General features: G+C 69.8%; 13 protein-coding genes. 11 read left to right on the top strand and 2 right to left on the bottom strand.

Annotated elements, in window-relative coordinates; all coding sequences use genetic code 11:
• The first annotated feature begins 206 nt into the window (after window positions 1–206).
• The 7 genes from rnc (at window position 207) to ftsY (ending at window position 10,929) form a co-directional block, all read left to right on the top strand.
• Window positions 207–962, top strand: coding sequence for a ribonuclease III (rnc, locus tag AW270_RS22120; protein WP_061297044.1), 756 nt, complete (start codon window positions 207–209; stop codon window positions 960–962).
• Window positions 962–1,819 carry a bifunctional DNA-formamidopyrimidine glycosylase/DNA-(apurinic or apyrimidinic site) lyase gene (gene mutM, locus AW270_RS22115; protein ID WP_061297043.1) on the top strand — a complete coding sequence of 286 codons (858 nt, stop codon included), beginning with the start codon at window positions 962–964 and terminating at the stop codon, window positions 1,817–1,819. Before rnc ends, mutM begins: the two co-directional genes overlap by 1 nt.
• Entirely contained in the window at window positions 1,813–2,082 is a 270-nt protein-coding gene (locus AW270_RS22110) for an acylphosphatase (protein ID WP_245674800.1), read from the top strand. The genes mutM and AW270_RS22110 overlap by 7 nt, the downstream gene beginning before the upstream one ends.
• Window positions 2,083–2,271: 189 nt before the next feature.
• Window positions 2,272–2,466, top strand: coding sequence for a hypothetical protein (locus tag AW270_RS41365; RefSeq protein ID WP_061297041.1), 195 nt, complete (start codon window positions 2,272–2,274; stop codon window positions 2,464–2,466).
• A gap of 128 nt (window positions 2,467–2,594) precedes the next feature.
• The gene (locus tag AW270_RS22100) at window positions 2,595–6,284 is read left to right on the top strand and encodes an AAA family ATPase (RefSeq protein ID WP_061297040.1); all 3,690 of its coding nucleotides are present in this window, start codon (window positions 2,595–2,597) and stop codon (window positions 6,282–6,284) included.
• Window positions 6,285–6,575: 291 nt separating this feature from the next.
• The gene (locus AW270_RS22095; protein ID WP_061297039.1) at window positions 6,576–9,467 is read left to right on the top strand and encodes a glycosyl hydrolase family 95 catalytic domain-containing protein; all 2,892 of its coding nucleotides are present in this window, start codon (window positions 6,576–6,578) and stop codon (window positions 9,465–9,467) included.
• A gap of 295 nt (window positions 9,468–9,762) precedes the next feature.
• Window positions 9,763–10,929, top strand: a complete 1,167-nt coding sequence (ftsY, locus tag AW270_RS22090) for a signal recognition particle-docking protein FtsY (protein ID WP_061297038.1) — start codon at window positions 9,763–9,765, stop codon at window positions 10,927–10,929.
• A gap of 121 nt (window positions 10,930–11,050) precedes the next feature.
• Here ftsY and AW270_RS22085 read toward each other — a convergent pair whose 3' ends face one another.
• Both AW270_RS22085 and AW270_RS22080 read right to left on the bottom strand, forming a co-directional pair.
• The gene (locus AW270_RS22085; RefSeq protein WP_061297037.1) at window positions 11,051–11,539 is read right to left on the bottom strand and encodes a DUF6461 domain-containing protein; all 489 of its coding nucleotides are present in this window, start codon (window positions 11,537–11,539) and stop codon (window positions 11,051–11,053) included.
• 19 nt (window positions 11,540–11,558) lie between these two features.
• Window positions 11,559–12,629 (bottom strand): PLP-dependent cysteine synthase family protein, encoded by a 1,071-nt coding sequence (locus tag AW270_RS22080; protein ID WP_061297036.1) that lies wholly within the window; start codon window positions 12,627–12,629, stop codon window positions 11,559–11,561.
• Window positions 12,630–12,857: 228 nt separating this feature from the next.
• Between AW270_RS22080 and AW270_RS22075 the strand changes: the two genes are divergently transcribed.
• From AW270_RS22075 to AW270_RS22060, 4 genes are all read left to right on the top strand, one after another.
• Window positions 12,858–13,445, top strand: a complete 588-nt coding sequence (locus AW270_RS22075) for a sigma-70 family RNA polymerase sigma factor (protein ID WP_061297035.1) — start codon at window positions 12,858–12,860, stop codon at window positions 13,443–13,445.
• Window positions 13,446–13,572: 127 nt separating this feature from the next.
• Window positions 13,573–14,310 (top strand): hypothetical protein, encoded by a 738-nt coding sequence (locus tag AW270_RS22070; protein ID WP_061297034.1) that lies wholly within the window; start codon window positions 13,573–13,575, stop codon window positions 14,308–14,310.
• A 142-nt stretch (window positions 14,311–14,452) separates the two neighbouring features.
• The gene (locus tag AW270_RS22065) at window positions 14,453–15,442 is read left to right on the top strand and encodes an SMI1/KNR4 family protein (RefSeq protein ID WP_157522396.1); all 990 of its coding nucleotides are present in this window, start codon (window positions 14,453–14,455) and stop codon (window positions 15,440–15,442) included.
• Window positions 15,443–15,540: 98 nt separating this feature from the next.
• Window positions 15,541–15,844: helix-turn-helix domain-containing protein (locus AW270_RS22060; protein ID WP_157522393.1), on the top strand; the 304-nt coding region annotated here is incomplete at its 3' end.

The following is a 15,844-nucleotide window of genomic DNA, read 5'->3' as shown; positions in this document are numbered from 1 at the left end:
ACCGGGATCGTCAAACGACCCCGGTCGGCGTTATTTTGCTCCACAGACGCGTCACACGGCGCGGCTCCACTGCGCGCGGCGGCGGCTGTGCCCGCGGTCGTGGTGGACGCCGGGTTCAACCCGGCGTCCACCACGCCTTCGGGGCTTCGCCAGAAGTTCACTCCTGCCACCGTGCCGGCTGTTCGCCATGCACGAGGAGGAACTCGATGATCGGTAAGCCCGTCGCCGTCGAAGTGGTCCGGGACGAGCTTGAGGGTGTGCTCGACGTCCGGCTCGACCTGGGCATCCTGGAACGCGCCCTGACCCACCGCTCCTACGCCTACGAGAACGGCGGCCTGCCCACCAACGAGCGCCTGGAGTTCCTCGGCGACTCGGTGCTGGGTCTCGTGGTCACCGACACGCTCTACCGCGACCATCCCGACCTGCCCGAGGGGCAGCTCGCCAAGCTGCGGGCCGCCGTGGTCAACATGCGGGCGCTGGCCGACGTCGCCCGCTCGCTCGGCATGGGCCGCTACCTGCGGCTGGGCCGGGGCGAGGAGGGCACCGGCGGGCGTGACAAGTCGTCGATCCTGGCCGACACGCTGGAGGCCCTGATCGGCACGGTCTACGTCGACAAGGGCCTCGACGAGGCGTTCCGGGTCGTCCACACGCTGTTCGACCCGCTGATCAAGCGGTCGGCCTCGCTGGGCGCCGGGCTCGACTGGAAGACCTCGCTGCAGGAGCTGACCGCCTCCGAGGTGCTCGGCGTGCCCGAATACCACGTCGAGGAGTCGGGCCCCGACCACGCGAAGTCGTTCGTGGCGACCGTCCGCGTCGGCGGGCAGGACTACGGCACCGGCGCGGGCCGGTCGAAGAAGGAGGCCGAGCAGCAGGCCGCCGAGGCCGCCTGGACGGCCATCCGCGCCATGCGCGACGCCCGTGAGGCCGCGGCCGCCACGGCGGCGGGACAGGCCACCGTCTGATGCCTGAGCTGCCGGAGGTCGAGGTCGTCCGGCGCGGCCTCGACGTCTGGGTCTCGGGCCGGACGATCGAGTCGGCCGAGGTGCTCCACTCGCGTGCGGTCCGCCGGCAGGAGGGCGTGCTGCCCGACCAGCTCAAGGGCCGCACGATCGAGTCGGCCGACCGGCGCGGCAAGTACCTGTGGCTGCCGCTCGACGACGGCGCGGCGCTGATGGCCCATCTGGGGATGAGCGGCCAGATGCTCATGCTCCCCAAGGGCGCGCCCGACGAGAAGCACCTCCGGGTGCGGGTGACCTTCGCCGACGACGGGCCGGAGATGCGCTTCGTCGATCAGCGGACGTTCGGTCACCTGATGGTCACTCCGCTGATTTTCAGCGGGAGCCGGACCGTCCCGTCGCCGATCGCGCACATCGCCCCTGACCCGCTCGAAGAGGCGTTCGACGACGCGGCGTTCGCGGTCAAGCTTCGGCTACGGAAAACAGGGATAAAAAGGGCACTTCTCGACCAGAGCCTGATCAGCGGGGTGGGGAACATTTACGCCGACGAGGCCCTCTGGCGGGCGAGACTCCACTGGGCCCGCGCCACCGAGACGCTGACCCGGCCGAAGATCTCCGAACTCCTTGCCGCCGCCCGTGCCGTCATGACCGAGGCCCTCGGCGAAGGGGGTACGTCCTTCGACAGCCTGTATGTGAACGTGAACGGCGAGTCTGGCTATTTCGACCGATCACTCAGCGTGTACGGCCGCCGCGACGAACCCTGCCCGAGATGTGGCACGCCGATCCGGAGAGACGCCTTCATGAACCGCAGCAGCTACTCCTGCCCCGTGTGTCAGCCACGTCCGAGGAACGGGCGGTGGTGAGGCTCACCGCCTGGGTGCGCGGACGCGTCCAGGGCGTGGGTTTCCGCTGGTGGACGCGGGCGAGGGCGCTGGAACTCGGGCTCGCGGGCTGGGCGCTCAACCTGGCCGACGGCCGGGTGGAAGTGGTGGCCGAGGGGCCCAGAGAGGCCTGTGAGCGCCTCCTGGAGCGCCTGAGAAGCCCTGACACGCCCGGACATGTCTTAGGAGTCTCGGAGCGCTGGTCGGACGTCAAGGGGGGTTTGGAGGGCTTTGTGGAGCGGTAGCCCTTCCCCTAAACCGCCCAAATGAGGTATATTTACATGTCGACAGTGTCCAACGGCTGATCCTTACGAGGCGTTCAACTTGACCGACTTCGCAGCCGGTGCGACTCTTGGACAAGAACCACGCGCACCCCTCCCGCGGCTTGAAGTGCGCGAACCAGTCTGGTCACTCAGCGTGGAGGACCCTTAACCATGGCTAAGGCTCTACTCGGCCACGTCGGCGGTCCTGATCCTCGAATGGTCTCGGAAATGCGTCGCCTCCAGCAGCGCATCCGTGATCTTGAGGCAGAACTCACCCGACTCCAGGAACAGAACGAGGCCCTAGCGGCGCAAACTCGTGACGAAGACCTGGCAAGGCTGCAGGATCGCGAGCCGGCTCTCACCTGAGAGACCGGGTTTTCACGAAACTAATTGCAAGGGGCGCCTCAACGGGGCGTCCCTCGTCATTTCCCGTGCCCCGACCACGGTTCCGGTAGTCTTCCCCGGTACTGTCGGCGCAGGGAGGGGCACATGAGGTGTACCTGAAGACCCTCACCCTGCGCGGCTTCAAGTCCTTCGCGTCGGCCACGAAGCTGCAGTTCGAGCCCGGCATCACCTGTGTGGTCGGGCCCAACGGGTCGGGGAAGTCCAACGTCGTCGACGCTCTGGCCTGGGTCATGGGCGAGCACAGCGCCAAGTCGCTGCGCGGCGGCAAGATGGAAGACGTGATCTTCGCGGGCACCTCCTCCCGGCCGCCCCTCGGCCGTGCCGAGGTGACGCTCACGATCGACAACACCGACGGCGCGCTGCCCATCGAATACGCCGAGGTGACGATCAGCCGCCTCATGTTCCGCTCGGGCCAGAGCGAATACGCCATCAACGGCGACACCTGCCGTCTGCTCGACATCCAGGAGCTCCTCTCCGACTCCGGCATCGGCCGGGAGATGCACGTCATCGTCGGTCAGGGCCAGCTCGACCAGGTCCTCCACGCCGGTCCCGAGGACCGCCGCGCCTTCATCGAGGAGGCCGCGGGCGTCCTCAAGCACCGCAAGCGCAAGGAGAAGGCGCTCCGCAAGCTCGACGCGATGCAGGCCAACCTCACCCGCGTCCAGGACCTCGCGACCGAGCTGCGCCGCCAGCTCAAGCCGCTGGGCCGCCAGGCCGAGATCGCCCGCAAGGCCGCCGTCATCCAGGCCGACCTGCGCGACGCCCGCCTGCGGCTGCTCGCCGACGACGTGGTCTCCCTGCGCGACACGCTGGAGCGCGAGGCGGCCGACGAGGCGGCCGTGCAGAACCGGCGCTCGCAGGTCGAGCGGGAGCTCAACGAGTCCCAGGAGCGCGAGGCCGCCCTGGAGGCCGCCGCCGCCGAGGCGCAGCCACGGTTGACTGTCGCCCAGGAGACCTTTTACGCACTTTCCGCGCTCCGGGAGCGCCTGCGGTCGGTGGAGAGCCTCGCGGCCGAGCGGGAGCGCCACGCCACCGACGCCGCGGCGATCGAGCGGCGGGGGCGCGACCCCGAGGAGTTCGAGCGCGAGGCCGCCGAGGTCCGCGAGAAGGAACGGGTGCTCCAGGAGGCCCTCGACGAGGCCCAGATGCGCCTGGAGGCGGCCGTCGACGCGCGCGCCGAGGCCGAGGAGGCGCTGACGGGAGAGGAGCGCCGGCTGTCGATCGCGGCCCGCGCCGCCGCCGACCGCCGTGAGGCCCTCGCCCGGCTGCGCGGCCAGGCCGACTCCGCCCGTGGCCGGGTGCGCGCCGCCGACGACGAGATCGGCCGTCTGGAGGCCGCCGTCCGGCAGGCCGGGGAGCGCGCCGTCCAGGCGCAGGGCGAACTGGAGGCGCAGGCCGCCGCCGAGCCCGCCACCGATCCCGAGGTGCTCGCCGAGCTGGCCGCCGCCGAGGAGGGCGTCGAGCTGGCCCGGGCCCAGGTCGAGGCGGCCCGCGAGGTCGCCGAGGAGGCCAAGGCCAAGGTCGATGAGGCCCGCGCCGCGCTGGCCGGCCCCCGCGCGGCCCTGTCCGCCGCGTCATCGGGGGTCTCCCGGGCCCGTACGGCGGATCAGGACGCCCAGAAGGCCGTCACCGCCCTCCAGGCCCGCCGCGAGGCGCTGGAGCTCAGCCTGGCCGGGGGCGCCGACGGCACCGCCCTGCTGGCCGACGACGGTCACCCCCCGCTGGCCGCCGTGATGAGCGTGCTCCGAGGCGCGGAGACCGCCATCGCGGCCGTGCTGGGGCCGCTGGCCGAGTCGGTCACCGTGGCGTCCTTCGGCGCGGCCGTCGACGCGGTCGAACTGCTGCGCGCCAAGGAGACCGGCCGCACGTCGGTGGTCGTCGGCGACGCCCCCGCCGTGGCGAGGCCCGAGGGTTCGTTCGAGTGGGCCGCCGACCTGGTCGAGGTCCCGGCCGGGCTGCGGCCCGCCCTTGAACATCTGCTGTACGGGGTCGTCGTCGCCCCCGACCTCGAAGCCGCCCGCAAGATCGTCGAGTCGCGCCCCGACCTCAAGGCGGTCACCCGCGACGGCGACCTCCTGGGGGCGTTCACCGCCCAAGGCGGCTCGGGCGGCGGGTCGGTCCTCCAGGTCCGGGCGGCGCTCGACCAGGCCACCCGCGACCTCGAACTCGCCGGGGAAGGGGCCGAGGAGACCGCTCTCGCCCTGGAGGAGGCCCTTTTCAGCGAGGAGTCGGCCCACGAGGCCATGGAGACGGCTCAAGGGGCCGTGGCCGAGGCGCAGGCCCAGCAGGCCGCCGCGCAGAACGGCGTGAACACCGCCCGCTCCGGTCTCGACCAGGCCCAGTCGGCCCTCGACCGGGCCCGGGGCCGCCAGCGCGCCGCCGACCAGCGCCTAGCCGACGCCGCCAAGCAGCTCGCCCGCCTGGAGGCCAACGTCAAGGCCGCCCTCGACGAGGCCGAGCGCGGCAGGAAGTCGGTGGAGTTCGCCGAGGAGGGCCGCGAACTGGCCCGCGAGGAGGCCCTCACGCTGGAGGAGCGCCTCGCCGAGGCCGAGTTCGCCGCCGAGCTGGAGTCCGAGCCCACCACCGAGGAGCGCGACCGGCTGGCCGCGACGGTCGGCGTCACCCGCCAGGCCGAGATGGAGGCCCGCCTGACCGTCCGCACCGCCGAGGAGCGGGTGCGCGGCATCGCCGGCCGGGCCGACGGCCTCATGCGCGCCGCCCAGCGCGAACGCGACGACCGCGCCCAGGCCGCCGCCCAGCGGGCCAGGCGCCGCCGGCAGGCCCAGGTCGCCGCGAGCGTGGTCGTGGCCGCACGGGTGGCCCTCCACTCGCTGGAGGCCTCGATCATGCGGGCCGCCGCCGAGCGCGACGAGCTCGCGGTCGCCCGGGAGGCCGTCGACGCCGAGCTCAAGACGGTCCGCGTCCGGGTCCGCGAGCTGGGCTCGGAGCTCGACAAGCTGGTCAACCGCGCCCACGGCAGCGAGATGGCCCGCACCGAACAGCGCATGCGCCTCGAACAGCTGGAGGAGCGCGCGCTGGAGGAGTACGGCGTCGAACTGGAGGCCCTGTCCACCGAATACGGCCCGAAGGCGCTCGTCCCCGGAGACCCTCCGGTCCCCTACGTGCGCGAGGAGCAGGAGAAGCGGGCCCGCGTCGCCGACAAGCAGATGCAGCAGCTCGGCAAGGTCAACCCGCTGGCCCTGGAGGAGTTCGCCGCCCTGGAGGAGCGCCACACGTTCCTCACCTCGCAGCTCGAAGACCTCAAGAAGACCCGCCGCGACCTGCTGCTGGTCGTGAAGGAGGTCGACGACCGGGTCGAGCAGGTGTTCTCCGCAGCTTATGAGGACGTCCAGCGCGAGTTCTCGACCATCTTCGAGCGGGTCTTCCCGGGCGGCGAGGGCCGCCTGCTGCTGACCGACCCCACCGACATGCTCACCACCGGCGTCGAGGTCGAGGCCCGCCCGCCGGGCAAGAAGGTCAAGCGGTTGTCCCTGCTGTCAGGCGGCGAACGGTCGCTGACGGCGGTGGCCTTCCTGGTCGCCATCTTCAAGGCCCGCCCCTCCCCCTTCTACGTGATGGACGAGGTCGAGGCCGCCCTCGACGACACCAACACCCAACGCCTCCTGACCCTCTTCGAGGAACTGCGGCAGAGCTCCCAGCTCATCGTCATCACCCACCAGAAGCGCACGATGGAGATCGCCGACGCCCTCTACGGCGTCTCGATGCGCGGCGACGGCGTCACCCAGGTCGTCAGCCAACGCCTCCGCGAACACGCCTGACCCTAAGACGGCCACGTCGGTGATGCCCGGTCAGCCAATTCCGGTTGGCGAGCAGGCGGCCGATCATCCTCGCACAGTGCTCACGGTGACTCTTGACGTCATACATGAGACGTCATACGTTTCGCGAATGTTGCCGTTGGCAAACCGATTGTGCTCTTACGCCCAGAGGTGGCCTTCAGCCACATGCCCCCATCTCAGGGTGTCTCGTCAAACGGTGGTCCCGACCGGGGCGATGGACCGGTAGCGACATAAGCGGCAACCGTCACCCCCACCTCGCCACCAGGAGACTGGATGAACATGCCGCTGAACCGTCGACGCTTCATCGCCACCACGGCGGCGACCGTCGGTGCTGCCGCGCTGCCTTCGGTGATCTTCGTTGGCCGGGTGGCCGCCGCCGTACCGCCACAGGTGACGCTGCCGCAGCGCGGCATCTACGACACGGCCGCCGCAACGAATTGGGCCGATGCCTTCTTGACCGGCAACGGTGAGTACGGGGCCATGTTCTACGGCGCGCCCACCCTGGAGAAGGTGATCTTCACACATCATCGGTTCGTGCTGCCCAACGGCACCCGTAACGTGACTCCGCCGGTGCTGTCGGACCGGTTGGCGGGGGTCAGGAACAAGGCGCTCGCCGGTGATTTCAACGGTGCGACCGGCGACTTCACCTCCGGTTGGTCGCTGCGCTGGACCCAGACCTTCCATCCGGGCTATGAGCTGCAGATCAGCACCCCGGGAATGACGACGGCCAGTAATTACGCCCGGATCACCGATTTCAGGACCGGTGAGGTCACCTCGACGTGGACCGACAATTACGGCACGTGGACCCGGCGGGCTTTCGCCTCCCGAGCCGACCGGGTGATCGTCCACGAACTCACTGCCGCGCCGGGCCGGACGATCGACACCACCCTGAGTGTCAACACAGCCCTGAGCGGTGTGCCGGGGTCCGTCGGTTTCACCACTTCGGCCACGGTCAGCAACGGTGAGGGCTACTTGAACCTGCGGGGCAGATACCCGACAGGGCAGGGGGCGTTCGGCTATGAGGGCGTCACCCGGGTGGTCGCGACCGGCGGTTCGGTACGGGTGAGCGGGTCGGCCATCGTCGTGGCAGCGGCGACCAAGCTCTTACTGCTGACCAAACTCGATCGCTACGACTCGTCCACCGCGTGGGACGCCAAACCGTTGCACACGGCCCTGGCCGCGCTCAGCGCCGACTACGCGACGTCGCTCACGAGGCATACCGCCCTGCACGCCGAACTGTACGACCGTTCACGCCTCGACCTGAGCGTCAGCGCCGCCGACAGGCAACTGTCGACCAGTGAGCTGATCGCGCGGCAAAATTCCAACCGCAATGTCATCGACCTCGCGTTACTGGAGCGGATGTACGACTCCGGCCGTTACCTGTTCCTCAGTTCCAGCGGCGTCCTGCCGCCACGGCTGACTGGCTTGTGGACGGGCGCATGGGACGCGGCGTGGGCCGGCGACTTCACCACCGACGCCAACGTCAACTTCCAGGTCGCCGGCGGCAACATCCTGTCCCTCACCGAAGCCATGGACGGCTACTTCACCCTGATCCTCGGCCAGATCAACGACTGGCGCATCAACGCCAGGAACCTCTACGGCACTCGCGGCCTGCTCGCTCCTTCCCGGACCGACGGTGAGTACGGCAAGATGCTGCATTTCGATGGCGGATTTCCCGGCCACACCTGGATCGGCGGCGCCGACTGGCTGCTCTATCCGCTTCTCGAGTACTACCAGGTCACCGGTGACGCCACCTTCTACCGCACCAAGCTCGCTCCCGTTCTGATCGAGCTCGCGTTGTTCTACGAGGACTTCCTCACCCGCACCGACGCCAACGGCAAGGTCATCTTCGTGCCGTGCTTCTCCATGGAGAACAGCCCCGGCAACACGGGCCGGCAACTGTCGATCAATGCGACCGGGGAGATCGCCGCAGGTAAGCACGCGCTGCAGGCCGCCATCGAAGCCGCCAACGCCCTCGGCACCGAACAGGGCTCAGGCCAAGGCGTGCAACGCTGGACCGCCTTGCTGGCCAAGATGCCCGATTATCGAATCAACGGCGACGGGGCACTCGCGGAATGGTCGTGGCCCAGCCTGGCCGACCGGTACAACCACCGTCACGTACAGCACATGTACCCCCTCTGGCCGCTGCATGAGATCAACCCCGAGGACAAGCCCGACCTGATCCGCTACGCGAGCCGCGCCCTGGACCTGCGAGGAGACGAGTCAGGAGAGGCCCACGGCGCCATCCACCGCAGCCTCGCCCGGGCCCGGCTCAAGGACGGCGCCGGTGTGTACGGCAACCTGCGGAAGATCCTGGGCAACAACATGATCTTCCGGTCGTTGATGACCTCCCACAACCCGAATTTGGCGATCTACAACGCCGATGCCGCCAATTCGCTGCCCGCGATTCTCGCCGAGGCGTTGATCTACACCAGGCCCGGCATCCTGGAGTTGCTGCCCGCGCTACCCGATCAGCTGGCCAAGGGCACGATCACCGGCGTGCGCGGCCGCAACCGCATCCGGATCCAGTCGCTCGCCTGGGACCTCAGCGCCCGGACCGTCACCGCCACCGTCATCTCCGACATCACCCAGACCGTGACGCTCATCTGCCGGCGCGGGATCGCGTCCATCACCACCGGTGCAGGCGTGGCCACCTCGCCGGTGGGCAGCTACGCCCGACAGGTCTCACTCATCGCCGGCACGACAACCCTGATCTCCATCGGCCTGGGGGCCGGCGGCCCGTCCACCGGCGTCGTCCGCCTGGTCAACCGCAACAGCGGCAAGGTGCTGGACGTCTTCGGCGGCTCCAGCGCCGACGGCGCCGCCATCGTCCAGTGGCCGTGGAGCGGCGGGGCCAACCAGCGCTGGCAGATGTCGCAGAACTCCGACGGCTCGTTCCGGCTGTCTGGTGTCGGCAGCGGTAAGGTCCTCAGCAGCCCGAACGCCAATCAGGGCACCGCCCTGGTTCAGATGACCGACAACAACAGCGCGAACCAGCGGTGGAGACTCGTCCCCGCCACCACAAGCGGCTACTACCGACTGGTCAACATCGGCAACGGATTGTGCGCCGACGTCGAGGCGGGCTCCACAGCCGACGGCGCCCGAGTCATCCAATGGACCACCAATAGCGGCGCCAACCAGGAGTGGCAGATCATCGCCGTGTGACACCCCCGACCCGCTTCCGTTCACCGCCCCCCGTTCGTTGTCCTCGTGCTGCCGGGCCGGCGACTTCATACGCTCAGACCGGTCTCCGCTACACGCAGGTACCCCCTGCCCGTCAGCGGCAGGCCCGCCGTGCCGGAGGCACGGCCATAGACCGGCCTGCCGCGCCGGTGTCTGGACTGACGGAGCGCCGGGAGCGCAGCGACCAGAGCGGAGGAGGGAAGACAGCGGACAAGAGCGGCAGGCCCGCCGTGCCGGAGGCACGGCCATTGACACAGCTCTGCCAGACTGACGTTTTGTGGATGGGTACATCGGCATCATCGCGATCATCATCGTCGTCCTTCTGCTGGGCGTAGGCACCACCGCCCTGCTCGTCAGGCCGCGGTCGAAGACGACCCTGCCGCCGCCGGCCCCGACCCCGCAGGCCCCCGCGCCGCCGGTCGAGGAGGAAGAGGCGGGGGCGGTCGACACGCTCGCGCCGCCGGCTCCGGCCGCGCCGGCCGAGGAGCTGGTCAAGGCTCCCGAGGTGGAGGTCCCGCCGCCGTCGGCGGGGCGGATGATCCGGCTGCGGGCGCGGCTGGCGCGGTCGCAGACGACGCTGGGCCGGGGGCTGCTGGAACTGCTGTCGCGTGACCGGCTCGACGACGACGTCTGGGACGAGATCGAGGAGACCCTGATCACGGCCGATGTCGGGGTCGCGCCGACGCGGGCCATGGTGGAGGACCTGAAGACCAAGGTGAAGGTTCTGGGCAGCCGCACCCCGTCGGAGGTGCGTGCCCTGCTCCGGGCCGAGTTGCTCACCCAGATCGACCCGGGCCTCGACCGGACCCTCCACACGTCCGCGCCCGGTGCGCGCCCGGCGGTCCTGCTGGTCGTCGGGGTGAACGGGACGGGGAAGACGACCACGACCGGCAAGCTGGCCCGCTCGCTGATCGGCGACGGCAAGACCGTGGTGCTGGGCGCGGCCGACACCTTCCGTGCCGCCGCCGCCGACCAGCTCCAGACGTGGGGGGACCGGGTCGGGGCTCCGGTGGTCCGGGGTCCGGAGGCGGGTGACCCGGCGTCGGTGGCGTTCGACGCGGTGTCGCGGGGGATCGCCGACAAGGCCGACGTGGTGATCGTCGACACCGCCGGGCGGCTCCACACGAAGACCGGTCTGATGGACGAGCTGGGCAAGGTCAAGCGGGTCATCGAGAAGAAGGCCCAGGTTGACGAGGTGCTGCTCGTGCTCGACGCGACGACGGGGCAGAACGGGATGCGGCAGGCGCAGGTGTTCGGCGAGGTCGTCAACATCACGGGGATCGCGCTGACCAAGCTCGACGGGACGGCCAAGGGCGGCATCGTGATCTCGGTGCAGCGGGAGCTGGGGGTGCCGGTGAAGCTGGTGGGCCTCGGCGAGGGTCCCGACGACCTGGCGCCGTTCGACCCCGAGGTCTTCGTGGACGCCCTCCTGGGCGACGCCTAACACCGTTCGGCTTTACGGCGTTGGGCGCGGAGGCGGGCGCGGCCGGTCGGCGCCGGGGGTGGCGATCGCCGGGAGCCTCGGTCGGGGCTGGGGTGGGCGGAGCCGTAACGGAAGAAGATCTTCACTGGCGCGGGAGCCGCACTCCCGTCGCGCGGTCGGCCAGTGCGAGCGCGCGGGCCACGTAGTCGCTGGGGAAGTCGTTCGACTCGCCCGTGAGGTGGAGGCGCAGGTCTTCGACCTCGGCTCCGAGCCGGTCGGGGTCGACGCCCTCGCGGCGGTCGTAGGAGAACAGGCTGAACTTGGTGATCAGTCTGCCGTCTTCGTAGTAGGCGAAGAGGTCGTCGCCGACGGTGATCATGACCACGGCGGCGGCGGTCCCGGCGGAGGCCATGGCAGCCAGGCGGAGCGGGTGCTCGCTGAGTTCGCCGCAGAACACGACCGTGCCGCCCTCGGCGGGGGCCGCGTAGAGCTCCTTCTCGCCGGCGAGCCGGGCGAGCGCCTCGTCGGGGGACAGGCCCCGGACGAACGCGACCTCCAGCCAGGTGTCCCCGGCGTCGTCGGTGGAGTCGCGGTAGAGCCAGGTGTAGGTGCGGGCGGTGGCCTTCCTCATCCGGCGATCATGCCAGGCTCTAGCGGCGGAACAGGGCGCGGAAGTCGTCGAGGGCCGGGGTGATGTCGATGCCGCTCTTCTTGAGCCAGGAGTCCTTCAGGTAGGTGCCCTTGTAGCGGGTGGCGCTGTCGCAGATCAGGGTCACCACGCTGCCTCGGACGCCGTGGCTGCGCATCTCGCGGATGATCTCGATGGCGGCGGCCACGTTGGTGCCGGTCGAGGCTCCGACCTCGTGGTGGGTGACCTCGTTGACCCAGCGCATGGCGGCGATCGAGGTCGCGTCAGGGACCGAGGTCATCCGGTCGATGATCATCGGGAGGAACGACGGTTCCACGCGGGGGCGGCCGATGCCCTCGATCCTCGACGGGGTTCCGGGGTGGGAGCCGCCGGTCACCCATGAGGGGTAGAAGGCCGAGCCCTCGGGGTCTGCCACGCACAGGCGGGTGGAGTGGCGGCGGTAGCGGATGTAGCGGCCGATCGTCGCGGAGGTGCCGCCGGTGCCGGCGCCGACGACGATCCAGGCCGGTTCGGGGAAGCGCTCCATCGCCATCTGCTCGTAGATGCTCTCGGCGATGTTGTTGTTGCCGCGCCAGTCGGTGGCCCGTTCGGCGTAGGTGAACTGGTCCATGTAGTGGCCGCCGGTCTCGGCCGCCAGTCTCGTGGACTCTTCGTAGATCTTCCCGGGGTCGTCGACCAGGTGGCACTTGCCGCCGTAGAACTCGATGATCTCCCGTTTCTCGGGAGAAGTGGTGGCTGGGATCACCGCGATGAAGGGCAGACCCAGGAGCCGGGCGAAGTACGCCTCGCTGACCGCCGTCGAGCCGGAGGAGGCTTCGATGATCGTCGTGGCCGGGCCGATCCAGCCGTTGGCCAGGCCGTAGAGGAAAAGGGAGCGGGCCAGCCGGTGTTTGAGTGAACCGGTCGGGTGGACCGACTCGTCTTTCAGGTAGAGGTCCACGCCCCACGAGGGCGGGAGAGGAAAGACGTGGAGATGGGTGTCGCAGCTGCGGTTCGCGTCGGCCTCGACGGCGCGGATGGCGTCGTTCACCCAGGTCCGCGTCGCGGGGTCGTGCCGGTCCACGTGTTTCATGCGGCCCACTGTAGTGAGTGTGGTTTGACACATTTTACGCCGGTTAGGGGGTTCAGTGTTACGCTAATGAGACCTGTCCGGCTTGCGTGTGACCGAGGCCACGCTCGCTGATTCACCGCCTAACGCCCGACTTACGGGCCGGTTGAGACCATAGCGACGGGATCCGCCGAACCCGCATGGAGCCACAGCGGACGGGTAATCGGGGGAGAGTTCAGCAGGGGGGATGACATGATCTCGATGACCGACGAGCAGCGTCAGGCCTGGTTCGAGCGCGACGTCGTGCCGGTGACCAGCCAGCTCTACGCGTCCGCCATGCGACTCACCCGCAACCCGGCCGACGCCGAGGATCTCGTGCAGGAGACGGTGACCAAGGCGTTCACCTCCTACCACCAGTTCCGCGAGGGCACCAACCTCAAGGCCTGGCTGCACCGCATCCTGACCAACAACTTCATCAACGACTACCGCAAGAAGCAGCGCTCGCCCAAGCTGTCGGCGGCCGAGGAGATCGAGGACTGGCAGCTCGCCGCCGCCGAGTCCCACACCTCCACCGGGCTCCGCTCGGCGGAGAACGAGGCGCTCGACTCGCTCCCGGACAACATCGTGATGAACGCGCTCCGCTCGCTGCCCGAGGAGTTCCGGGTGGCCGTCTACCTCGCCGACGTCGAGGGCTTCGCCTACAAAGAGATCGCCGACCGGATGGGCACCCCCATCGGGACGGTGATGTCGCGGCTGCACCGGGGGCGGCGGCAGTTGCGGGGGATGCTGGAGGGCTACGCCCGCGAGGAGGGCGTCGTCCGCGAGGCGATGGCCGCGTAACTCCTCGCCGCAGTCGGTTCAAAGGCTTTCTTCCGTTACGGCTCCGCCTGGCCGGCCACACGACCAGGTGTGGCCTTCACGGCTGGTGGCGTTCCGGAAGGCGAACGCCCCCCGGAACAATGCCCCCATGCACCCTGACCTCGTCGCCGCGCTCGACCAGGTGGCCGTCACCTTCCGCGGCGCGACCGCCCGTCCCGACGAGAGCAACTGCGAGTGTCACTGGGGGAGCGCGGAAGAGCTCGCCCTGCTGAAGGTGCCTGACGTGGAGCTGGACCACGACCTCCTCCAGCGCACCTGGCGGGCGGGCGACTGGGACGACCCCGGGGCCGTGCTGCGCCGCATCCTGCCCCAGTTCACCGTCGCCCTCGTCCATGGCCGGGTCGAGCCGTGGTTCGGAATGGGCCAGGCCGGGCGTTGCCTGGATCGGGGCGACTGGCACGAGCGGCCCGCCGAGGAGGGCGCGGCGGTGGGGGACTTCCTGCGCGTCTGGTGGGCGTGCACGCTGGGCGACCCGGATCCGGGGATGCCCGCCCACGACGTCCTCACCGTCTGTGTCGAGGCCTCCGGCACGCTGAGCCCGTGGCTCCAGGTATGGGAGAGGCAGACGCATGACGTGGCCGACCGGCACCTGGCCGAAGCGGTGGCGTCCTGGGAGTACGCCCTCCTCGGGGACCAGCTGCCCTGGGAGAGCTGGGACGACGAGGAGGACAAACGCGTCGAGCTGACGGCCTGGGTCCTGCGCCACGCCCCGGCCCGGCTCCGGAGGGCCGGCGCCTCCGGGGAACTGCTCGATCGGGTGAGGCTGCTGGGCCTGCCGGATCCGGCGCGTTACGAGGACCCGCGGTGGCCCGGCCACAGGTATTAGGGTTTTGGAGATCGTCGCCCGGTATAGCCTGCCGGGCGTGCGGCGATTTCTCACGCCCCAGGCGTTAATCATCTTCTTGGTCACGGTCGCGACGGCCGTGGCCACTGTGTTCTTCTTATGGCGTCGACACCCGGAACCAGTCGTGGCGCAATCCGCGGAGCCGGAGATCCCGGAGTGGCCTCCCGTTCCGGTTCTCGGGCGGCCCACCGAGGAGGACTTCGCCCGCATGCGGGGCGAGCGGGTGCCCCGGAAGCCGCGCGGGCCGTGGCCGCGCTGGGCGGTCGCCGGGGTGGCGCTGACCGTCGTGGCCGTTCTCGGGCAGGCGGTCGTGTACGCCGTCTTCGACAAGCCCGACGTCGACTCAAGTGTCCCCGTCGAAGAGGTCGAGGTCGACTGGGCCGGGATCGACGAGTTCAGGGACCCGGGCCCGGCGTATCTGGAGAACGAGTCCTTCCCCGCCCCGGTCAGTGAACCGGTCAGTGAACCGGTCAGTGAGCCGGTCGACGAGCGGGACGCCGACTGCTTACCCCCGAAGAGACGGCCAGTGGTCGCCGCGCCCGCGAAGAGGACCACCCGGCTGGTCGATCACCAGTGGCGGCGGATCGAGCGGTGGCTCGCGGCCAACGCGCCCAAGACCCGCGCCACCCTCGCCGGGCCCGCCACCCCGAAGAGGATCGCGGCCGCCGAGGCGAATATGGGCCTGCGGTTCCCCGACGATCTGAAGGCCTCGCTGCTGCGGCACGACGGCAGCGTCACCAGCCGTAAGGCGTGGGGGTTCGGCATCCTCGGCGGCGAACTCCTGCCGGTGGCCGGGATGGCGTCGAACTGGAAGACGCTGTGTGAGATCGACACCATGAACTACGACGACCGGTTCGACTGGTGGGACGGCCGCATGATCCCCTTCGCGGCCAGTCTGGGCGGCGACCATCTCGTCATCGACTCGGTCGTGGGGGACGTCGGCGACACCGACCATGAGGGCTCGATGAGCTTCACGCCGGGAGGCCGCGAGATCCGCTCGTACCTGGAGCTCCTCCGGCTCACCGCCGACGCGCTGGAGAAGGGCGGCCAGGTCGGCTACTGGAAGCCCACGGTGGTCAAGGGTGAGCTGGAGTGGGACGTGATCGTCGACTAGATGTATTGACCACGAACGTTGTTGACTGCAGGGGTTGATCAATAGCGAAGACCTCCGGTGTGGTGGAGCTGTCTAGGAACCGCCCACCGGAGGTCTTCGTGCCCCACCGTAACGCCCGGCTGACCGTGTATGGCCGCCAACTGCTCATCGATCGGGTCCAATCCGGACGGCCGGTGGCCCACGTGGCGGCCGAGATGGGCATCTCCCGCGCCACCGCCCACAAATGGGTGCGCCGCTGGCGGCAGGAAGGGCCCTCTGGTCTCCATGACCGCTCCAGCCGCCCCCGCACTACACCGCATCGCACCCCGGCGGAGGTCGAGACCCAGGTCTGCCAGCTGCGCGCCACCCGCAAACTCGGCCCGGCCCGCCTGGGCCCGATCGTGGGCCTGCCGCCCTCAACGG

The sequence above is a fragment of the Herbidospora cretacea genome (genome assembly GCF_001570605.1).
Lineage (GTDB): Bacteria > Actinomycetota > Actinomycetes > Streptosporangiales > Streptosporangiaceae > Herbidospora > Herbidospora cretacea.
Note: the sequence above shows the minus strand (reverse complement) of the source record. Positions and strands in the feature narration are given on the sequence as shown.